This is a genomic window from Klebsiella sp. JN_Kp126, from assembly GCF_033843325.1.
GTDB classification, from domain to species: domain Bacteria; phylum Pseudomonadota; class Gammaproteobacteria; order Enterobacterales; family Enterobacteriaceae; genus Klebsiella; species Klebsiella michiganensis.
Window position 1 is genome coordinate 194,301 of record NZ_JAWXQV010000040.1, and the last position, 21,764, is coordinate 216,064.

Sequence of the window (21,764 nt, forward strand, 5' to 3'; positions counted from 1 at the left end):
ATTTGCATTAGCGTTATTAACAAATTCTTACAAGGAACTATTGGCTAATGAAGACGGCGTGGAGCGGCCTGCTGATTGGCATGAGTACCCTACCGGCGGCGGCGATGAACTGCGAATCTCCTTCGTTACAGGGGGAACTGGAGGGGAAGTTCGACGCCAGCGGCGAGGTCTGTTTTGACCTGCCGACATTAGGCGAGAACTACGTCGCGGCGACCCTCTCCGGCGTCACCGATGCCCGACTGCTGGATGACAATAACCGCCGTCTGCGCACGCTGCTGACGGGCGGTCCGGCGGACGGCGAGCAAACCCTGCTGTTTTCTCTGCCGGTAAATCGCGCCTCCTCGCTGGTGCTGCACGGCGAAGAGGGGGCACGCTGGCGCTTTCAGTGGCAGATGCGGGAAACCACCGCTCTGGCCAAAATTCAGCCGCTGGATCCGGTCAGCCCGCGCCTGCTGCGGCTGAAGCGTGAACTGGCGGCGGGAGGTTCAACGGCGCATTTCTGGCAGGAGCGCGAGCGGGAAGGGACGCCAATGGTGGAACCGGTGGACGCCGGCCATAAGCGGGTAACTTTCCTGTGGCGCGGGGCGAGCCGCAACGTGTTTATTTTGGGTTCGCCGGCGGGGGATCACGATCCGCTGTTTCGCCTCGGGGATTCTGACGTCTGGTTTCGCAGCTACGTGGTGCCCGCCGATACCCTCATGCAGTATAAGCTGGCCCCGGACGTGCCGCAGGTAACCGGCAGCGCGCGAGAGCAGCGGCGGGCGATTCTGGTCAGCGCCCAGGCTGACCCGCTCAACCCGAACAGCATCAATGCCGCCCACGACCGCTGGAATCGCCACTCTCTGCTGGCCCTCAACGCCGTGCGTTTTTGCACCACCCAGCGTATGGCGCAGCCGCTACGCTACGGAACCTTAACCCGCCATCAGCTGCGCAGCGACTTTCTGCAAAATACGCGGGAAGTGCTGATTTATCGCCCGCGGTTGCCGCAGCCCGCGCGCTGGACCCTGCTGCTCTTTGACGGTAAAACTTACCAGCACGAATACCGCTTCGCCAACGTGCTGGATGCCCTGATCGCCAGCCACCGGCTGCCGCCGATTAACGTGGTGTTTATCGATAGCCTCGATCATCCGCGGCGGGCGAAGGAGCTGCCGCCAAATCCGCATTTTGCCGATTTTATGGCCCATGAGTTGCTGCCCTGGCTGAACCGCCAGGGACTCAGCCTGAGCCGGCAAAAAACCGTGGTCGCCGGCTCCAGCTACGGCGGGCTGGCTGCGTCCTGGGTAGCGCTGCGCTACCCCCGGCTGTTTGGCATCGTATTGAGCCTGTCCGGGTCATACTGGTGGGCGCCGCAAGGGGAGGAGGCCGGCTGGCTGACCCGCCAGTACCAGCAGTCGCCGCGCTACCCGGTGCGCTTCTGGCTGCAGGCGGGGAAATTCGAAACCAGCGGGCCGGACGGCGGCATTTATGCCAATACGCTTGAATTTGAGCGGGTGCTAAAAGAGAAGGGTTATACGGTGAGCTTCCATCCCTCCTCCAGCGGCCACGATTATGCCGCCTGGTGCGAAGCGCTGGTCAACGGCATGCGCGACCTGACCGGCTTAGCGCTCAAGGGAAAACCAGCGACGCCAGACCCAGCGCAGCAGCAGATATTCAACCGCGCCCAGCGCTAAAAACCACAGGCAAAAGATCAGGGTATAAAGCTGGTTGAGATCCATCAAATGGAATGTCGCAACCAGCTTCTGCGCCAGCGTCAGGCCCAGCGAGGGCGCCGGCAGCAGCAGGCAGGAGAGCAAAGCCAGCAGCAGAATGCCGGCGGCGCTGAGGAGCGTTTCTAGCGGATGTTTCATTATTTGTTAATCATCAGTTAAAAACATATTGTCCGGTAAAAAGAGAATCAATGCAATATCGTTTCGTACGTAATTATAATACGCATCAGATATTATATTTAAACGCCCTCGCTTATTCCCATGTTAATTATTTTGGTAATCTTTGTGATTAAGTTAATTACATTGCAATGTAAATTAACGTCATTATTAAGCCAGCGCTTTTACAAAAGTATAGGTGCTATATCCCACCAGTGTAGCGATAATAATGGCCAGCAGGATGTACAGCACCAGACGGCGTCCGCGATAGATTCCAAACATAGTAGACCTCGTTTAGTTTTGGTTTATTAATATTCTGCAATAGTTGTTTTATAGAATTAACTTACCATAAATTTTGTATTGGCGAGAGAGTAAATATTGCGCAAGCTCAAATTATCTCCCGCCTGTTTGAAATTTTTCTCATTGGCCCGGAATGATTCCAGGCTTTCCGCCTCACGGAATTTTAAGGGAGATATATTTTGACCAAAACGATCAAAACTAATAATACCACCCCCTCAGGGGATGTCGCGCCACGCCGCGCATATCAGCAGACGGTTGATGCGGTGCTGGCGCAGAAAAAAAGCCACGTCGACGGCCTCAGCGCCGCCGAGGCCGCCGAGCGTTTGAAGACCTTCGGCCCCAACGCCTTGCCGGAGAAAAAAGGCAAGCCGGCCTGGCTGCGCTTCCTTGCCCACTTTAACGACGTCCTGATTTTTGTCCTGCTGGCCGCCGCCGCGCTCACCGCGGTCATGGGCCACTGGGTCGATACGCTCGTCATCCTTGGTGTTACGGTGATCAACGCCCTGATCGGCCATATCCAGGAGAGCAACGCCGAAAAATCGCTGCAGGGCATCCGCAATATGCTCTCCAGCGACGCGCGCGTGCAGCGCAGCGGCAAGCATGAAACCATCCCGACCCGCGACCTGGTGCCGGGCGATATCGTGATTCTGCGCGCGGGTGACCGCGTGCCTGCCGATATGCGCCTGATTGAGAGCCATAATCTGCGGGTCGAAGAGGCGATTCTCACCGGCGAGTCGACGGTAGTGGATAAAACCACCGACGCGCTGGAAGGCGAACTGCCGCTGGGCGACCGTACCAATATGCTCTTCTCCGGCACCACCATCAGCGCCGGCGGCGGCGTTGGCGTGGTGACCGCAACCGGTCAGGAGACCGAGCTCGGCCACATCAACCAGATGATGGCGGGCATCGAGAAGCACCGCACGCCGCTGCTGGTGCAGATGGATAAGCTCGGTAAGGCGATTTTCGTTATCATCCTGGCGATGATGGCCGCGCTGTTCGTCTTCAGCCTCGCGCTGCGCGATATTCCTCTCGGCGAGCTGCTGCTCTCCCTGATTAGCCTGGCGGTGGCCGCCGTGCCGGAAGGCTTACCGGCGATTATCTCGATTATTCTCTCTCTGGGCGTACAGGCGATGGCGCGTCAGCGGGCGATTATCCGCAAGCTGCCAACGGTGGAAACCCTGGGCGCCATGACCGTGGTGTGCTCGGATAAAACCGGCACCCTGACGATGAACGAGATGACCGTCAAAGCGATCATCACCGCCGACTGCTGCTACCGCGTCGAAGGCGACAGCTACGAGCCACAGGGTAACATCTGCCTGGAAGGCAGCAACGAGCCGGTGCAGATTAAACCGGGCAGCGTGCTGGAAACCTATTTGCGCACCATCGACCTGTGTAACGACAGCCAGATGATTCAGGACGAGCGCGGCCTGTGGGGTATTACCGGCGGGCCGACCGAAGGCGCGCTGAAGGTGCTGGCGGCGAAAGCGCAGCTTGCGCCCGTCGATGCCCGCCTGGTCGCGAAAATCCCGTTCGACTCGCAGTACAAGTACATGGCGACCCACCAGAAAATGGGCGACGTCGAGCAGGTGCTGATTACCGGCGCGCCGGACGTGATTTTTGCCCTGTGCCGCCATCAGTTGAGCAAGCAGGGGGCGGTGCCGTTTGAGCCGCAGTACTGGGAAGAGGAGATGGCGCGCTTTGCCCGCCAGGGCCTGCGTATGGTCGCCGCCGCCTACAAACCGGCCACCGTTGGCAGCACCACGCTGACCCACGACGATCTGCGCGAAGGACTGGTCTTCCTCGGCATTGCCGGAATGATGGACCCGCCGCGTCCGGAAGCGATTGACGCTATCCACGCCTGCCAGAACGCGGGGATCCGCGTGAAGATGATTACCGGCGACCACCCGCAGACGGCGATGAGCATTGGCCAGATGCTGGGGATCACCAACAGCAGCCAGGCGATGACCGGCTATCAGCTGGAGCACATGGACGACGCCGAGCTGGCGAAAGCCGCGGTTGAGTACGATATCTTTGCCCGTACCAGCCCGGAGCACAAGCTGCGCCTGGTAAAAGCGCTGCAGGATAACGGCGAAGTAGTTGGCATGACCGGCGACGGCGTCAACGACGCCCCGGCGCTGCGCCAGGCCGACGTCGGGATCGCCATGGGGATTAAAGGCACCGAGGTGACCAAAGAGGCCGCCGACATGGTCCTGACCGACGACAACTTTGCCACCATCGCCAGTTCGGTCAAAGAGGGGCGTCGGGTCTACGACAACCTGAAGAAGACCATTCTGTTCATCATGCCGACCAACCTGGCGCAGGGGCTGCTGATTATCATCGCCCTGCTGGCGGGGAACATCATTCCGCTGACGCCGGTGCTGATTCTGTGGATGAACATGGCCACCTCCGCGACGCTCTCCTTCGGCCTCGCGTTTGAAGCCGCCGAGCGCAACGCCATGAACCGGCCGCCGCGTAAAACCGGCCAGCACGTTATGGACGCCTTCGCCGTCTGGCGCGTCGCTTTCGTCGGCACCATGATCGCCGTCGCCGCCTTTATGCTTGAAGCCTGGCTGGCGCCGCGCGGCCACAGTCCGGAGTTTATCCGCACCGTCCTGCTGCAGATGCTGGTCACCGCACAGTGGGTTTATATGATTAACTGCCGCAGCAGCGACAGCTTCTCGCTGAGCATGGGACTGCTGCGCAACAAAGGCATCTGGCTGGTGAGCGGCGTGCTGCTGCTGATGCAGCTGGTCATCATCTACGTACCGGTGATGCAGACGATGTTTGGCACCGAAGGGCTGCCGCTGCGCTACTGGTTCATCACGCTGGTCATCGGTATCGCGATGTTCCTGGTGGTGGAGGTTGAGAAGCGCCTGACCCGTCGTTTCCGCAAAGCCGCATAGCGTGTCTGACCCGCCCGGCGTCCCTTCTCCTGAGGGGGGAGGGACGCCGCATCGTCGTAAGGAATTCCCCATGAACAAGATTATCCGCTCCGCCCTGCTGGCCTGCGGCCTGGCAGGCTACGCGCTCACCGCCGCCGCCGCGCCGGCCGTTCCGGTGCGCGTTGCCACCGTGGAACACGCGCCGCATGCCGATGAACGGCAAATCTCCGGCCGCGTTGAGGCCATTCACTCCGTCGATATTCGCGCCCGCACCGAAGGAAAGATTGTGCAGCGCCACTTCCAGGATGGGCAGTACGTCAACCAGGGCGATCCGCTGTTTACGCTGGATGACGCCCAGCCGAAAGCCGCGCTGGCGCTGGCCCAGGCTGAACTGAAAAGCGCGCAGGCTTCGCTACGCCAGGCCCAGCAGCAGCTGAGCCGCTACCAGCAGCTGAAAAATAACCACGCAATCAGCCGCAACGACGTAGACACCGCGCAGATGCAGCGCGATGTCGCCGCCGCCGCCGTCGAGCAGACCCGGGCGCGCATTGCCGCCCAGCAGATTACGCTCGGCTACACCCGCATTACCTCGCCGGTCACCGGGCGCGTCGGCCATAGTCCTTTTCACGTCGGCGGGCTGGTGAATCCCGCCAGCGGCGTGCTGGTCGATGTGGTCCAGCTTGATCCCATTCGCGTGGCGTTCTCGCTGGATGAAACCGCCTTTTTCGCGAAAGCGGGACAGCACACGGATATCGCCGCGCTGAAGCAGGCGTGGCTGGCGCAGGTGGATGTCGATGGGCGGCGTGAAGACGGCGCCCTGACCTCCGTCGATAACCGTATTGATAGCCGCACCGCCAGCGTGGCGCTGCGCGCTGAGTTTGCCAACCCGCAGCACCGTCTGCTGCCGGGCGGCAACGTCACGGTTTTCTTCCGGCCGCAGCAGCTTAAGGAGAGCCCGATGATCCCGGCCTCTGCGCTACAGCAGGATGCGCTGGGCTTTTACTGCTGGGTACTGACGGCGGACAACACCGTGACGATGCGCCGTTTAGCGCCCGCCGGTCAGCATGGCCAGAGCTTCGTGGTGGCCGATGGTCTGAAAGCGGGGGAGCGCGTAGTGACGGAAGGCGCCCAGCGCCTGCGTGACGGCGCGGCCGTTCAGCTGCTGAGTGAATAAGGGAGAGGCGATGCTCACATTTTTTATCCGTCGCCCGCGCTTTGCGATGGTGATTGCCCTGCTGATGACCTTTGTCGGCGCGGTCTCGCTGAAGCTGATCCCGGTCGAGCAGTATCCGCAGATTACGCCGCCGGTCATCAACGTTAGCGCCAGCTGGCCGGGCGCCAGCGCGGCGGACGTGGCGGAAGCCATTGCCGCGCCGCTGGAGACCCAGCTCAACGGCGTCGATCATATGCTCTATATGGAGTCCACCAGTTCCGATGAGGGGACCTACAGCCTGAGCCTGACTTTTGCCGCCGGGACCGATGCCGATTTAGCCGCGATCGACGTGCAGAACCGCGTGTCGCAGGCGGTGGCGCAGCTGCCTGCCGACGTGCAGCAGAACGGCGTGCAGGTGCGTAAGCGGGCGACGAACCTGCTGATGGGCGTGAGTCTCTATTCGCCGCTCGGCACGCTATCGCCGCTGTTTGTCAGCAACTACGCCAGCACTCAGGTGCGCGAGGCGCTGGCGCGTCTACCCGGCGTCGGGGAAGTGCAGATGTTCGGCGCGCGCGACTACAGCATGCGCATCTGGCTGCGCCCCGACCGCATGAACGCGCTGAATATCACAACCGACGATATTGCCCAGGCGCTGCGCGAGCAGAACGTACAGGGCGCGGCGGGGCAGGTGGGAACGCCGCCGGTATTTAACGGCCAGCAGCAGACGCTGACCATCAACGGTATCGGGCGACTCAGCGACGCCGCCGGCTTCGGGCAAATTGTGGTTCGCAGCGGCGAACGCGGCCAGCTGGTACGCCTGTCTGACGTGGCGACCATTGAGCTGGGCGCGCGCAGCTACAGCTCCGGCGCGCAGCTCAACGGCAAAGATTCCGCCTATCTCGGTATCTATCCGACGCCCACCGCCAACGCCCTGCAGGTCGCCACCGCGGTGCGCGCTGAGCTGACCCGGCTGCACGCGCGTTTCCCGGCGGATCTCACCTGGGAAGTGAAGTTTGATACCACCCGCTTTGTGGCGGCGACGATCAAAGAGATCGGCGTGTCTCTGGCGCTGACCCTTATGGCGGTGGTGGTGGTGGTTTCGCTGTTCCTCCAGAGCTGGCGGGCGACGCTGATTGTCGCGCTGGCGATCCCGGTGTCGCTTATCGGCACCTTTGCCGTGCTTTATGCGCTGGGCTACAGCGCCAATACCCTGAGCCTGTTCGCGATTATTCTCGCCCTGACGATGGTGGTGGATGACGCCATCGTGGTGGTGGAGAGCGTGGAAACGAAAATGGCGGAGGGGCTGGATCGCGGCGCCGCGACCGCCGAGGCGCTGCGGCAAATCGCCGGGCCGGTGATCGCCACAACTCTGGTGCTGCTGGCGGTGTTTGTGCCGGTAGCGATGCTGCCGGGGATCGTCGGCGAGCTGTATCGCCAGTTTGCGGTGACCTTATCGACGGCGGTGACGCTGTCGAGCGTGGTGGCGCTGACCCTGACGCCCGCGCTGTGCGCGCTGCTGCTGCGTCCGCGGCCGCAGCAGCCAGCCGCCATCTGGCGCGGTTTTAACCGCGGTCTGGATACGGTGCGCGATGGTTACGGGCGTCTGGTCGGGAGGATGAATCGTCGCCCCTGGCTGGCGCTGGCGGCGACGATGGCGGCGGCCGGGGTGGTGGTGTTTAGCTTTATCACCATGCCAAAGGGTTTTCTGCCGCAGGAAGATCAGGGCTACTTCTTTGCCAGCGTGCAGCTGCCTGAAGCCGCCTCGCTGGAGCGTACCGAAGCGGTGATGGCCCAGGCGCGCGAGCTGCTGTTGTTGAATCCGGCGGTTGAGGATGTGATTCAGGTCTCCGGTTTTAATATTCTCAACGGTACCAGCGCTTCAAACGGCGGATTTATCTCGGTGATGCTGAAGGACTGGCATCAGCGGCCGCCGCTGGAGGCGGTGATGGAAAAGGTGCAGGGCCAGCTGATGGGGCTACCGGAGGCGACGATCATGACTTTTGCGCCGCCGACGCTGCCGGGGCTGGGCAACGCTTCCGGGTTTAATTTACGCATTCTGGCCCAGGCCGGACAATCGCCGGCGGAGCTGGAGCAGGTGACGCATCAGGTGCTGCGGACGGCTAATCAGTACCCGCAGCTGAGCCGGGTATTTACCACCTGGAGCAGCAACGTGCCGCAGCTGACGCTCACCGTCGACCGCGACCAGGCGGCCCGGCTGAACGTACCGGTGGCGAGGATTTTCAGCAGCCTGCAAACCGCGTTTGGCGGCACCCGCGCCGGCGATTTCAGCATCAACAATCGTGTCTACCACGTGGTGATGCAAAACGAGATGCAGTGGCGCGAGCGGGCAGAGCAGATAAGCGAGCTGTACGTGCGCAGCGACAGCGGCGAGCGGGTTCGCCTGAGTAATCTGGTGACGATTACGCCGACGGTGGGCGCGCCGTTTATTCAGCAGTATAACCAGTTCCCGTCGGTATCGGTGAGCGGGTCGGCGGCCGAAGGCGTCAGCAGCCGGACGGCAATGGCGGTGATGGAGCAGATTTTACAAGCGAACCTGCCGCACGGTTATGATTACGCCTGGAGCGGCATCTCCTGGCAGGAGCAGCAGACCGGTAACCAGGCGGTGTGGATTGTGCTGGCGGCGGTAGCGATGGCGTGGCTGTTCCTCGTCGCCCAGTATGAGAGCTGGACGCTGCCGGCGAGCGTGATGCTGTCGGTGCTGTTCGCTATCGGTGGGTCCCTGCTGTGGCTATGGTGGGCCGGTTACGCCAACGATGTGTACGTGCAGATAGGCCTGGTGCTGCTGATCGCGCTGGCGGCGAAAAACGCGATTTTGATCGTCGAGTTTGCCCGGGCGAAGCGCGAAGAGGGGATGTCGATCGTCGATGCCGCCCGCGAAGGGGCGACCCGCCGCTTCCGCGCGGTAATGATGACGGCGGTCTCTTTTATCATCGGGATTGTGCCGATGATGCTCGCCACCGGCGCCGGGGCGCAGAGCCGGCGGATTATCGGTACCACGGTGTTCAGCGGCATGCTGGTGGCGACGGTAATCGGCATTTTGTTTATTCCTTCGCTGTACGTGCTGTTCCAGCGGCTGCGCGAGTGGGGGCATCGCCGGATGTAGGTGGCCCGCGCCTGTCCGGGCTACAGTACTGCATATTGCCGATAACCCGTAGCCCGGGTAAGGCGTTTACGCCGCAACCCGGGGAATATGCCGCGACGTGGTATTGCTGTGGCTTCTTCCCGGCTTGCGCTGCGCTTAGCCGGGCTACCGGGCTGCAGATTACCGGTAATCCGTAGCCCGGACAGGCGCGGCAGCGCCGCCTCCGGGAGATTTTCATGCCGCTGCGGATATGTTTCTGAAACAACGTGTCATGCAGCGATGCCCTGGCCCCCGCTGAAATCGGCGAACCGGAGGACCGAAGACAAGGGCTGGCCGCCAGGGATGGCGGACAGAGGCGAATCGAGACACGACAAAATTGCCTGGAGCAATTTTGAACAGCGCTTGCGCTGGCCCCGTAGGGGCGAGTCCCAGGGATGGGACGAGTAATGTCGAGTTGAGCCGACCGCAGGCTGAGGTCCGGGAGGTGAGCGCAGTGCGCAGCACCGATTTCTTTGCGGGACCGCGGGGATTGTAAAGGGGGAGACGGTTTTCTCCCCTTTTACCCGTTCACGTGCCTCGATGAGACATTTTCTGCGACTTGATGGTGAACGGAATCCCTCAACACCGTCCCGGAGGCGGCGCTGCCACGCCTGTCCGGGTACCCAATCTCCCTCCCTCAGGCACCGGGCCCGGAAATCCCGGGTCGCGGCGTAAACGCCTTACCCGGGCTACTCCCCGCAGACGATGTTTTGCCGACTACCTGCTCTCCACCGCGATCATGGTGACGAACGGATGGTACTGCCACGGCACGCTGCCGCCTTTCCGGTACATCTTCGAAATGGTACCGTCGAGATAGAGCATCTGGCGCACGTTGAGCCTGGACTGCGCGTAGCAGGCAAAATCATAGAAATTGGTTTCGCGCGCGCTGAGCATAAAGACCACTTTGCCATCGCCGGTGATGCCCACGCCGTTACGCAGCTTGCGCGAGCTGGCGGACGGCTTCAGCCGCCAGTTGATCTTGCCGTTTTCAATCAGCATCGGCCCGGACTGCACGGCGTAGCGGATGGCCGGCGACGGCCTGAATTTATCAATGCTGACAATCCCCGCGTTTTGCCCGCGCAGATAAAACACCCCGCCGGGACGAATAAAAAAGTTGCCGCCGCCGGAAGCGCGGTTAAGCGGGGTCAGCTGCCTGCCTTTCTCGATATACAGCCCCAGCGGCGCGTAGGCTTTATCATAAATTCCGCCGTTCATCGCCATCTGCACCTGTCCGTTGTGGTCGATATCCGCCAGCAGGGCGCGCAGCGATCCCCAGGCTTTGCCGTCCTCTTTTTGCCAGTACATCACGATGCGTTCGCGCTGCGGATCAACGGTATAGCTTTGCAGCGTCAGCGACGGGTCGGTCAGCGAGCACTTCCCGCTGGCGAAAGCGGGCAGGGATAACAGCAGCAGCGGCAGAAGAGAGAAAAAGCGCACGACAGGTTCCAGACAGACGACGAAAGCGTGCAGTATAGCGTTTTATCGCCGCTACGCCGTCCAGATTTCGCAGTGCTTTTGTACCAGCCCGATCAATGAACCGCCGTTGGCGACAAACTCGCGCATCTGCTGCGGCTCGCTGCGATCCTGCTTCGCCTGGCGCACAATCGCCTCCAGCGCGCTGCCGGCATTCAGCTTGTGGGCGCTGGGGGCCAGCCTATCCGCCAGCTGTAAAATTTCTTCGCGCAATGTTCGTTGTTCGCCGCCGTTAACATCGGTATTGATCCCATCGAGCCCGTAGCGGCAGGCCTGATAGCGGTTGAAGGGGTAGAGCAGATAATCCTCGGGCTGATGCTTAAACGGCCGCTCCGTCAGCAGCCAGCAGGCGATGATCTGAATAAACCCGGCGATATTCACCGCCTGAGCAATCGTCAGCGGCGTATCCATCACCCGGACTTCGACGGTACCAAAGCGCGGGCTGGGGCGGATATCCCAGTGCAGATCCTTCATGCTGTCGATCATGCTGGTATAGCTAAGACGGCGAAACAGACCGGTAAAAGCCTGCCAGTTATTCACCCACGGCATCGGGCCGTTATCGGGATAGGCGGCAAAAAGGTTAAGCCGCGAACAGGCAAAGCCGCTATCGGTCCCGTCGAGCCAGGGCGATGCCGCATTCAGCGCGATAAAATGCGGTACGAAGCGCGACAGGCCGTGCAGAAGATAGATGGCATCATCGCCGTTTTGACACCCCACGTGCACGTGCTGGCCGAAGATCGTCGCCTGCTTCGCCAGGTAACCAAAGTGCTCGACGGTTTTCAGGTAGCGCGGGTTATCGCTGATCTGCTGGCGCTGCCAGCTTTGAAACGGATGCGTTCCGCCGCCGCAGATCAGCACATGATGGCGGGAGGCGGCGCGCAGCACCGCCTGTTGAATCGCGCTCAGCTGCGCGGTGGCCTGGTGGATATCGCGGCAGACGCCGGTGGCGATCTCCAGCATGCTTTCGGTAATGTCATGCTTGGCCTCGCCCGCTTTCAGCGTGCCCTGCACCTCGTCAATCAGCGCGGAAGAGTCCTGGCTCAGATCGAAACCCGGCGGGTTGACGACCTGAAGCTCCAGCTCGATACCGAGGGTAAACGGCTCGGAGCGGTGAAAATCAGGTAACGGCATGGCGACTCCCTCTTTCTCTATATAAAGGAGTATATACCCTAAATAATTCGAGTTGCAGGACAAGGCATTTGTGCCTTGAACAGCGCTTGCGCTGGCCCCGTAGGGGCGAGGCCGCAGGCCGAGTAACGCGGCAAGTGAGCGAATCCCCGGGAGCTTACTTTGGTAAGTGACCGGGGTGAACGAATGCGGCCAACGCACATGCAACTTGAAGTATGACGGGTATAGAAGAGAACGCCTCAAACTGATGAACTGCCGGACATTATGAATTTAATTTATAGAAAATAACGCCACGTGATTATCCCTTTAAAAAGAAAGTAAGGCTGGTGCAATCCTGCAACAGAATTCCCGCCGGTGGTGCAAAAAGATAAGGTTATTCTATTTTTTAAATAAAATCATATAGATGATATAAGTCATTCTTATTTTATAAGCCATTTCACGCTTATTCCCCGCGCGTTCAGAACTGGTATGTATCTTGCCTGTTAAATAGCGACTTTTATTTAACAGGGACAATGTGATGCTGAAGAAAAAAATATTTTCGCGTAAATGCCATCTCGCCGTTGCTGTTAGCGGAGCATTGGCGCTGATCGCCTCTTTGCCGGCCAATGCCTCAACCCTGCGGATCGCCATGACCGCCGCCGATATCCCTTTGACCCTCGGACAGCCCGATCAGGGCTTTGAGGGCAACCGCTTCACCGGCATTCCGCTCTACGACGCCCTCGTTGAATGGGATCTCTCTCAGGGAGAAAAGCCCAGCGGCCTGGTGCCGGGGCTGGCGACCGAGTGGCACGTTGACCCGCAAAATCAAAGCCGCTGGATTTTCACCCTGCGCCCGGGCGTTAAGTTTCACGATGGTTCAACGGTCAACGCCGATGCCATCGTCTGGAACGTGGATAAGGTGCTGAATAAAGCCGCGCCGCAGTATGCCCCGGGCCAGATAGGCAACACCCTCTCACGCATGCCGACCCTGACCGGCGCGGAAAAGATTGACGACCACACCGTGGCGCTGACCACCTCCGAACCGGACGCGCTGCTGCCTTACAACCTTACCAACCTGTTTATCGTTTCGCCGACGGCGTGGCAGAAGCTGTATGACGCAGTGCCGGCAAACGCCGGCGATGCCGCCGCGCGTAGTAAGCAGGCGTGGACCGAGTTCGCCGCCCACGCGGTGGGCAGCGGTCCGTTCAAAATGGAAAAACTGGTTCCTCGCCAGCAACTGATCCTCGATAAGAACCCCGACTACTGGAACAAAGATCGCATTCCGCGAGTGGACAAAGTGGTGCTGATCCCGCTGCCGGAAGCTAACGCCCGCACGGCGGCGCTGCTCTCGAAGCAGGTGGACTGGATCGAAGCCCCGGCCCCGGACGCGGTCGATCAGATAAAAGCCCAGGGCTTTAAAATCTACGCCAACACCCAGCCGCACCTGTGGCCGTGGCAGTTCTCCTTCGAAGAGGGCTCGCCGTGGAAAGATATTCGCGTGCGCAAAGCCGCCAACCTGTGCCTGAACCGCGCGGAGCTCAAAAGCTATCTCGGCGGCTATATGACCGAAGCGACCGGCGTCTACGAGGCCGGCAGCCCGTGGCACGGTAAACCCACCTTCCAGATCAAATATGACCCGGATACCGCCCGTAAGCTGATGACCGAAGCCGGGTATAGCGCCGGGAAACCGCTGCACGTCACGGTCGCCACCTCGGCCTCCGGCTCCGGGCAGATGCAGCCGCTGCCGATGAACGAGTACATCCAGCAGAGCCTGAAAAGCTGCTTCTTTAACGTTGACATTAAGGTCAACGAATGGAACACCCTGTTTACCAACTGGCGTCTCGGGGCGAAAGATCCGTCGGCGAAAGGGATCGATGCGATCAACGTCAGCGCCGCGGTTAACGATCCCTATTTCGGCATGATCCGCTTCTCCACCGCGAAGGCCTTCCCGCCGGTGGCGACCAACTGGGGCTACTTCTCGACCCCGGAAACCGAAAAGCTGGCGGCGGCGGTGAAACATGCGTTTACCCCGGCTGAAATGGATAAAGCCGCGGGTGAACTGCACGCCGCGCTGGTCGATCAGGTGCCGTTCCTGTTCGTCGCCCACGATGTCGGGCCAAGGGCGATATCGCCAGCCGTCACCGGTGTGGTACAGCCGCAAAGCTGGTTTATCGACCTCAGCCTGGTGAGCAAAAAAGAGTAATCGACACGGGAGCAAGAGATGATCAATACGCTGCTATATCGCATCCTGCTGGCCGTCCCCACCATGCTCGGGGTGGCGGTGATCTGTTTTATGCTGGTGCAGATAGCGCCGGGCGACCCGCTGGTATCGGTGATGCCGCCGGACGCTTCGGAATCGCTGCGTCAGACCTTAATGCAGGCCTACGGCTTTGATAAACCGCTGCCGCTGCAGTTTGTGCACTGGCTATGGCGGGCGCTGCACGGCGATCTGGGCATGTCGGTCGCCACCGGGCGCCCGGTCATCGATGAAGTGATGACGGCGGTCACCTACTCTCTGCGTCTGGCGCTGCTGGCGACGGCGATCGGGTTTGCGCTGGGCAGCCTGTTCGGTTTTGTCGCCGGCTACTTTCGTAACAGCATTATTGACCGTCTGGCCTCGGTGCTATCCGTGTTTGGCGTCAGCGTACCGCACTACTGGCTGGGGATGCTGCTGGTCATCGTTTTTAGCGTCAAATTCGCGCTGCTGCCGGCGACCGGCGGCGGGCCAATCGGCGAGGTGGGCTGGCAGTGGAACTGGGAACACCTGCAGTTTATGCTGCTGCCGGCCTTCACGCTGTCGGTGATCCCGACCGGCATTATCGCCCGCACCGTTCGTTCGCAGGTGGCGGACATTCTCAGCCAGGAGTTTATCGTCGGCCTGCGCGCCCGGGGGCTCAACGAGTCGCGGATCTTTCTGCACGTGGTGAAAAACGCCGCCCCGACCGCGCTGGCGGTGATGGGGCTGCAGGTCGGCTATCTGATGGGCGGCTCGATTCTGGTGGAAACCGTCTTCTCCTGGCCCGGCACCGGTCTGCTGCTGAACACCGCTATCTTCCAGCGCGATCTGCCGCTATTGCAGGGCACCATCTGGGTACTGGCGCTGTTCTTTGTCCTGCTCAATCTGCTGGTGGATATTCTGCAAACCAGTCTCGATCCGCGAATTAAGAGGAGCTGACGATGGTGGATACCGTGACGACCAAAGGCATTACCGTCTCTGCCGCGACGGTTGCCAGACAAGGCTACTGGCGCGGCGTGTTTCGCCGCCTGCTGCGCGACCCGGGCGGCGTATTCGTCGGCGCGATCATTCTCATCCTGCTGGCGCTGGCGCTGTTCGGTCCCTGGCTAATCGTGAAAGATCCGTATCAAACATCGATGTTTTTACGCCTCAAACCGATTGGCGCCGACGGCTTTCCGCTGGGCTCCGATGAGCTCGGGCGCGATATGCTATCAAGGCTGATTCTCGGCACCCGGCTGTCGCTGTTTATGGGGATTGTCCCGGTGGTGTTCGCCTTTTTCATCGGCGGGGCGATCGGCATTATCGCCGGCTATGCGGGCGGTAAAACCAACACCCTGATTATGCGCACCGTGGACGTGTTTTACGCCTTTCCCTCGGTGCTGCTGGCGATCGCGCTCTCCGGCGCGCTGGGGGCGGGCATCGGTAACGCGCTGCTCTCGCTGACCCTGGTGTTCGTGCCGCAGGTGGCGCGTATCGCCGAAAGCGTCACCGCGCAGGTGCGGCATATGGACTATATCGACGCCGCCCGGGCCACCGGGGCCAGCGCGTTCACCATTATTCGCGTCCAGGTGCTGGGCAATGTGCTGGGGCCGATTTTCGTCTTCTCCACCGGCCTGATTTCGGTGTGCATGATCCTCGCCTCCGGGCTCTCTTTTCTCGGTCTCGGGGTTCGCCCGCCGGAGCCGGAATGGGGGCTGATGCTGAACACCCTGCGTACGGCGATTTATACCCAGCCGTGGGTAGCGGCGCTGCCCGGCCTGATGATTTTTATCACCTCCATTTCGTTCAATATCCTCGCGGACCGCCTGCGTGCGGCAATGGCGATTAAGGAGTAAGCGATGCAACCCTTTATCAATATCGACCTCGGCGGACCGGCGCAGCCGCTGCTGAAGGTCAACAATCTGCTGAAACATTTTCCCGCCGGCGGCGGCAAAGCGCGCGAAGTGGTGCAGGCGGTGGACGACGTCAGTTTTTCGGTGATCAAAGGCGAAACCCTCGGCGTGGTGGGGGAGTCAGGCTGCGGTAAATCCACCACCGCGCGGCTGCTGATGCAGCTGCTTAAGCAGGACAGCGGGGAGCTGATCTTCGATGGTCTGGAGGTGGGTTCATCGCGCCTGCCGATGAAAGCGTATCGCCGCCAGGTGCAGATGGTTTTCCAGGATAGCTACGCCTCGCTCAACCCGCGCATGACTATGGAAGAGAGCATTGCGTTCGGCCAGCGGGTACACGGCGTCAGCGCCAAAGAGGCCAGCGAGTACGCCCGCTATCTGCTGGCGCACGTCGGCCTTGAGCCGGAACGTTTTGCCCATCGTTATCCGCACGCGCTTTCCGGCGGCCAGCGCCAGCGGGTGAATATTGCCCGCGCGCTGGCGATGAAGCCCCGGCTGGTGATCCTCGACGAGGCCGTCTCGGCGCTGGATAAGTCGGTGGAAGCTCAGGTGCTGCAGCTGCTGCAGGAGCTGAAGCGGACGCTGGCGCTGACCTATGTGTTTATCAGCCACGATCTGCACGTGGTGCGCTGGCTGTCGGACCGCATTCTGGTGATGTATCTCGGCGAGGTGGTGGAGATTGGCCCGGCGGAGCAGCTGTTTACCGCCTCGGCCCACCCCTATACCCGGGCGCTATTAAGCTCGATGCCGTCGATGGACCCGCACAATCGCACCTTAACTTCGCCGCTGAGCGGCGATCCGCCCAGCCCGATTTCTCCGCCCTCCGGCTGCCGCTTTCATACCCGCTGCCCGCACGCCAGAGCGGTGTGCGCCGAGGTGAAACCGACGCTCGAAAGCGTCGGCGAGGGGCACCAGAGCGCCTGCCTGATGGCGCAGCCCGCGTCGCCCTGGCATCAAAATATCGCCATTCAGGAGGTCAGCCATGTCGCATGAAGCCTACGTCCATATCCGCGACCTGCGGGTTGAGTTTCGCCGCGACGGTCAGACGGTCAACGCGGTCAACGGCGTCTCCTTTGATGTGCAAAAAGGCGAGGTGATGGCGCTGATCGGCGAGTCTGGCTCCGGGAAAAGCGTCACTCTGCGCGCCCTGATGCGGCTGCACCCGCCGAAAAGCAGCGTGCTTTCCGGTACCCTGAGGGTCGGGGAAGAGGATGTGTTGAACATGAGCGCCGGGCAGCTGCGGCGCTACCGCGGCGCGCGCTGCGCGATGATTTTCCAGGAGCCGCTGCTGGCCTTCGACCCGGTCTATACCGTGGGCCAGCAGATTGTCGAGGGGCTGCGTCGCCATGAAGGCCTGTCGCGGCATGCGGCGCGGGAAAGGGCGCTGGAGGCGCTGCGTCAGGTGCGCATTCCGAGCCCCGAGCGGCGGCTGGATGCTTACCCGCACGAGATGTCCGGCGGGATGCGCCAGCGGGCGATGATTGCCCTCGCGCTCTCCTGCAACCCGCAGCTGCTGCTGGCGGATGAGCCGACCACCGCCCTCGATGCCACGGTGCAAATCCAGATCCTGATTCTGCTGCGCGAGCAGCAAAAGCAGCGCGATCTGTCGATTATATTTGTGACTCACGATATCGGCGCGGCGGTGGAGATCGCCGACCGGGTGGCGGTGATGTACGCCGGGCGCATCGTGGAGGAGGCGTCGATCGAGGAGATTCTGTATCGTCCGCGCCATCCCTATACCCAGGTGCTGCTGGGCAGCCGGCCGAAAGAGGGGCTGAAAAAGGGCGATGCGCTGCACTGTATTCCCGGCTCGCCGCCGGATCTCTCGTGCCTGCCGCCGGGCTGCGCGTTTGCCGAACGCTGTCCACACGCGCGCCCCGCCTGCGCGCAAAGCCAGCCGACGACCGAACCGGCCGGGCTGCGTCACGTGGTAAGTTGCCATCGCTGGCGTGAGCTGAGCCCGTCCGTTGAAAACCAGGCGCTTTACGCCTGAGGCCAGGAGGAAATCATCATGCAGGACGACATTCGCGCCTTTATGCCCTATCCGCCGCATCCGGTGGCGCATGCGCTCAGCGGGACGCTGAGCGGCTTAACCTTTGCGGTCAAAGATCTGTTCGACGTGGCGGGCTACCCAACCGGCGGGGGCAATCCGCACCTGCTGGCGCTGTCCGGGATTAAAAACCGCACCGCGCCGGTGGTGCAAAAGCTGTTAGATAACGGCGCGCGCTTTATCGGCAAAACCCATACCAGCGAGCTGGCGTATTCGATGAGCGGGCACAACGTGCATTACGGAACCCCGCGCAACGGCGCCGCGCCGAATCATATACCCGGCGGATCGTCGTCCGGCTCGGCGTCGGCGGTATCGAACGCGGCGTGCGACTTTGCTCTCGGCAGCGATACCGGCGGTTCGGTACGCACGCCGGCGAGCTACTGCGGACTGTTTGGTCTGCGTCCAACCCACGGCCGTCTCTCCCTCGACGGCTGCCAGCCGCTGTGCGCCACCATGGACACCTGCGGCTTCTTTGCCCGCTCGCCGGAGGTCTTTTCCGCCGTCGCCGCTTGTCTGTTCGACGATGAACGCGCGGATTTCGACGGCGTGCGGCTGGCCTGCCACGATGGGCTGTTTTCCCGCCTGCCGCTGCGCAGCCAGCAGGCGCTGCTGCCGGTCCGCCAACGGCTGGCGCGCTTTTTCGGCCCGTTAGCGCCGCTCGATGCGCCGCTGCCCGACGCGGACGATATTTATCTCGCCTTCCGCCAGATTCAGGGCTACGAAGCGTGGCAGGCGCAGGGCGAAACCATTGAGCGCTATGCTCTGCAGCTAGGCCCGGACGTCCGCGAGCGCTTTTTCTGGGGCAAAGCGGTCACCCGCGCGCAGTTTGACGCCGCCTGCCAGCTGCGCGAGCGTTTTACCGCCTGGTGGGACGCGCAGCTGGGCGATGCGGTCCTGGTGATGCCGACCGTTCCCGATGGCGCGCCGCTGCTGACGGCGCAGGCCGAAGAGATAGAAGCGGTCCGGCGCCTGTCTCACGACCTGCTGTTAATTTCCGTGATGACCCAACGTCCGCAGGTGACGCTGCCGGTCGCCCAGACGGGCGGTCTGCCGCTGGGGATGTCATTTTTAGGCCCGCGCGGCAGCGATCGTCTGCTGGTCGAGCTGGCCGCCGCGTTTATGCAAGGAGACCGAAATGAGCAGTGATGTCCTTTTTACCCCGATGACCGAAACCACCGACTGCCGGGTTAACGGCGAGCGTCTGTGGGAGTCGCTGATGGCGCTGGCGGAAATCGGCGCCACGCCGAAGGGCGGCTGCTGTCGTCTGACGCTCACCGATCTCGATCGCCAGGGGCGGGATTTGGTGATTAGCTGGGCGCAGGCGGCGGGGATGCGCGTCACCGTCGATAAAATCGGCAACGTCTTTATGCGCCGGGAAGGGCGTAATCCGGCGCTGCCGCCGATTGTCTCCGGCAGCCATATTGATACCCAGCCCACCGGCGGCAAATTTGATGGCAACTACGGCGTGCTGGCGGCGCTGGAGGTGGTGCGCACCCTGAACGATCGGCATATCGAAACCGAAGCGCCGATTGAAGTGGTGTTCTGGACCAACGAAGAGGGCTCGCGCTTTGTGCCGGTGATGATGGGCTCCGGGGTGTTTGCTGGGGTATTCCCGCTGGAAACTGTCTATGCCGCGCAGGATGCGGACGGTAAAACCGTGGGCGAGGAGCTGGCGCGCATCGGCTATATCGGCAGCCAGACGCCGGGCGATCATCCGATTGGCGCCTACTTCGAAGCGCATATTGAACAGGGGCCGATTCTGGAAGATGAAGCGAAAACTATCGGTATCGTGCAGGGCGTGCTGGGGATCCGCTGGTATGACTGCGTGGTGACCGGCCAGGAGTCCCACGCCGGACCGACGCCGATGCGCCTGCGTCAGGATGCGCTGCAGGCGGCGACCCGCATTATGCAGGAGGTCGTGGCGATCGCCGGGCGCAGCGACGAGGGGCGCGGTACGGTAGGGAGGGTGCAGGTCTATCCGAACAGCCGCAACGTGGTGCCGGGAGAGGTCACTTTTTCGATTGATATGCGTAATCTCAGCGATGCGCTGGTGGATGAGATGGACCGCCAGCTGCGGGCGTTTATCGCCGTGGTTGAGCGGGAGAGCGGCCTGAAGGTGGCGCTGAAAGAGGTGAGCCACTATCCGGCGGCGCCGTTCCACCCGGATTGCCAGGCGGCGATCGCCGACGCCGCGCAGCGGCTGGGCTATCCGGCGCGGGAGATTGTCTCCGGCGCCGGGCACGACGCGGTGTATATGAGCTACCTGGCGCCAACCGGGATGATTTTTATCCCCTGCAGGGACGGGATCAGCCACAACGAAATTGAGTATGCGTCGCCGGAGCACGTTGAGGCCGGCGCGAACGTGCTGCTGCAGGTGATGCTGCAGTACGCGCGGGTGGTATAAACGGCCGCTCTCCCCGGTCGCGCTGCGCTTACCGGGGCTACGGGTTTCCAGCCGCCTGCGGGGCAGTAGCCCGGGTAAGGCGTTTACGCCGCGACCCGGGATTTTCGGGCCCGGAGCCTGAGGGAGGCAAATTGGGTAGCCCGGACAGGCGCGTCAAGCGCCGCCTCCGGGCTACAAGGGCTACGGGTTTCCAGCCGTCTGCGGGGCGGTAGCCCGGGTAAGGCGTTTACGCCGCGACCCGGGATTTCCGGGCTACAAGGGCAATACAGGCTAGCTGCCAAATTTGCGCGAACCGATAACGCACAGAATCACGCCCAGCGTCACGGCCAGCATCAATGGGCTGACGGTTTCGTGCAAAAGCGCCGCCGCCAGGCCAAGCCCGAAGAACGGCTGTAATAGCTGGAGCTGGCCGACGGCGGCGATACCGCCAGCGGCGAGCCCTTTGTACCAGAAAATAAAGCCGATAAGCATGCTAAAGAGCGACACATAGCCGAGCGCGATCCAGGCGGAAGGCGATATAGCGCCCCATGACGCTGGCCGGGTCATCCACGAGGCCACCAGCATAAAAGGCAGCGCCATAATCAGCGCCCAGCTAATCACCTGCCAGCCGCCGAGCTCCCGGGTCAGCTTCGCGCCCTCCGCATAGCCGAGGCCGCAGACGATCACCGCCGCCAGCATCAGCAGATCGCCGCTGAGCGACGCCGTCGCGTTTTGCGTCAGGGCGAATCCCACCACCAGCAGGCTGCCAATAACCGAAAAGATCCAGAAAGCGCGGCGCGGACGTTCTCCGCCGCGCAGTACGCCAAAAATGGCCGTCATCAGCGGCAATAGCCCGATAAAAACGATCGAATGCGCTGACGTGACGTGCCGCAGGGCCAGCGCCGTGAGCAGCGGAAAGCCGATCACCACCCCTGACGAGACGATGGCCAGCGGCACAAGCTGCGACGCGCGCGGCCGTTTCTGGCGAAAGCCTGCCAGCAGCGCGATGGCGAGGAGCCCGGCGATGGAGGCGCGCAGAAAGGTCAGCAGGAACGGGTCCATATCGAGCACCGCCAGACGGGTCGCGGGCAGCGAACCGCTAAAAATGATGACGCCCAGTAAACCATTCAACCACCCGGACCACGGCCCGGGCGCCGTTTTGAGAACCGCTGAATCTACCATGCTAACCTCGCTATATTGACCGTGCCGTGCCCGCTTGAGCAATGTTTCAGGCGATGGTAGTGTGCGTAATCTAATACAATCAAATTATTGTCATAGATACATTTC

At 61.7% G+C, this 21,764-nt stretch carries 15 protein-coding genes; 11 read left to right on the forward strand and 4 right to left on the reverse strand.

The features are described 5' to 3' along the window. The first annotated feature begins 47 nt into the window (after positions 1 to 47). Positions 48 to 1,670 carry an alpha/beta hydrolase-fold protein gene (locus SIK97_RS01925; RefSeq protein WP_057173922.1) on the forward strand — a complete coding sequence of 541 codons (1,623 nt, stop codon included), beginning with the start codon at positions 48 to 50 and terminating at the stop codon, positions 1,668 to 1,670. Here the strand turns inward: SIK97_RS01925 and SIK97_RS01930 are convergent. Then, on the reverse strand, positions 1,599 to 1,847 hold the full coding sequence (locus SIK97_RS01930; protein ID WP_004848573.1) for a DUF1158 domain-containing protein: 249 nt from the start codon (positions 1,845 to 1,847) through the stop codon (positions 1,599 to 1,601). The genes SIK97_RS01925 and SIK97_RS01930 overlap by 72 nt on opposite strands. Before the next feature lie 494 nt (positions 1,848 to 2,341). On the opposite strand from SIK97_RS01930, the gene SIK97_RS01935 reads away from it, so the two are divergent. The 3 genes from SIK97_RS01935 to SIK97_RS01945 all read left to right on the forward strand — a co-directional run bounded on the left by SIK97_RS01935 (position 2,342) and on the right by SIK97_RS01945 (position 9,321). Next, positions 2,342 to 5,065 carry a cation-transporting P-type ATPase gene (locus tag SIK97_RS01935; protein WP_049101453.1) on the forward strand — a complete coding sequence of 908 codons (2,724 nt, stop codon included), beginning with the start codon at positions 2,342 to 2,344 and terminating at the stop codon, positions 5,063 to 5,065. A gap of 70 nt (positions 5,066 to 5,135) precedes the next feature. Beyond that, positions 5,136 to 6,218, forward strand: a complete 1,083-nt coding sequence (locus SIK97_RS01940; RefSeq protein ID WP_057173923.1) for an efflux RND transporter periplasmic adaptor subunit — start codon at positions 5,136 to 5,138, stop codon at positions 6,216 to 6,218. A 10-nt stretch (positions 6,219 to 6,228) separates the two neighbouring features. After that, positions 6,229 to 9,321, forward strand: coding sequence for an efflux RND transporter permease subunit (locus SIK97_RS01945; protein WP_057173924.1), 3,093 nt, complete (start codon positions 6,229 to 6,231; stop codon positions 9,319 to 9,321). A gap of 735 nt (positions 9,322 to 10,056) precedes the next feature. Here the strand turns inward: SIK97_RS01945 and SIK97_RS01950 are convergent. Beyond that, on the reverse strand, positions 10,057 to 10,776 hold the full coding sequence (locus SIK97_RS01950; RefSeq protein ID WP_048263535.1) for a phosphodiester glycosidase family protein: 720 nt from the start codon (positions 10,774 to 10,776) through the stop codon (positions 10,057 to 10,059). Positions 10,777 to 10,827: 51 nt separating this feature from the next. Continuing rightward, positions 10,828 to 11,943: a YbdK family carboxylate-amine ligase gene (locus SIK97_RS01955; protein ID WP_049069797.1), complete on the reverse strand. Its 1,116-nt coding sequence runs from the start codon at positions 11,941 to 11,943 to the stop codon at positions 10,828 to 10,830. A 514-nt stretch (positions 11,944 to 12,457) separates the two neighbouring features. On the opposite strand from SIK97_RS01955, the gene SIK97_RS01960 reads away from it, so the two are divergent. Genes SIK97_RS01960 through SIK97_RS01990 form a run of 7 tightly spaced genes read left to right on the forward strand, consistent with a single transcriptional unit; the run spans position 12,458 to position 20,498 of the window. Next, on the forward strand, positions 12,458 to 14,122 hold the full coding sequence (locus tag SIK97_RS01960; RefSeq protein WP_014228317.1) for an ABC transporter substrate-binding protein: 1,665 nt from the start codon (positions 12,458 to 12,460) through the stop codon (positions 14,120 to 14,122). 18 nt (positions 14,123 to 14,140) lie between these two features. After that, positions 14,141 to 15,094 carry an ABC transporter permease gene (locus SIK97_RS01965; protein ID WP_004848587.1) on the forward strand — a complete coding sequence of 318 codons (954 nt, stop codon included), beginning with the start codon at positions 14,141 to 14,143 and terminating at the stop codon, positions 15,092 to 15,094. 2 nt (positions 15,095 to 15,096) lie between these two features. Next, positions 15,097 to 15,990, forward strand: coding sequence for an ABC transporter permease (locus SIK97_RS01970; RefSeq protein WP_014228319.1), 894 nt, complete (start codon positions 15,097 to 15,099; stop codon positions 15,988 to 15,990). A gap of 3 nt (positions 15,991 to 15,993) precedes the next feature. Then, positions 15,994 to 17,037 (forward strand): ABC transporter ATP-binding protein, encoded by a 1,044-nt coding sequence (locus SIK97_RS01975; protein WP_004848592.1) that lies wholly within the window; start codon positions 15,994 to 15,996, stop codon positions 17,035 to 17,037. Next, on the forward strand, positions 17,027 to 18,037 hold the full coding sequence (locus tag SIK97_RS01980; RefSeq protein ID WP_049069799.1) for an ABC transporter ATP-binding protein: 1,011 nt from the start codon (positions 17,027 to 17,029) through the stop codon (positions 18,035 to 18,037). The genes SIK97_RS01975 and SIK97_RS01980 overlap by 11 nt, the downstream gene beginning before the upstream one ends. Before the next feature lie 18 nt (positions 18,038 to 18,055). Further along, positions 18,056 to 19,240: an amidase gene (locus tag SIK97_RS01985; protein ID WP_049069801.1), complete on the forward strand. Its 1,185-nt coding sequence runs from the start codon at positions 18,056 to 18,058 to the stop codon at positions 19,238 to 19,240. Then, positions 19,230 to 20,498: a Zn-dependent hydrolase gene (locus SIK97_RS01990; RefSeq protein ID WP_047724268.1), complete on the forward strand. Its 1,269-nt coding sequence runs from the start codon at positions 19,230 to 19,232 to the stop codon at positions 20,496 to 20,498. The genes SIK97_RS01985 and SIK97_RS01990 overlap by 11 nt, the downstream gene beginning before the upstream one ends. A gap of 270 nt (positions 20,499 to 20,768) precedes the next feature. Here SIK97_RS01990 and SIK97_RS01995 read toward each other — a convergent pair whose 3' ends face one another. Next, the gene (locus tag SIK97_RS01995; RefSeq protein ID WP_032748607.1) at positions 20,769 to 21,659 is read right to left on the reverse strand and encodes a DMT family transporter; all 891 of its coding nucleotides are present in this window, start codon (positions 21,657 to 21,659) and stop codon (positions 20,769 to 20,771) included. Between the last annotated feature and the right edge of the window lie 105 nt (positions 21,660 to 21,764).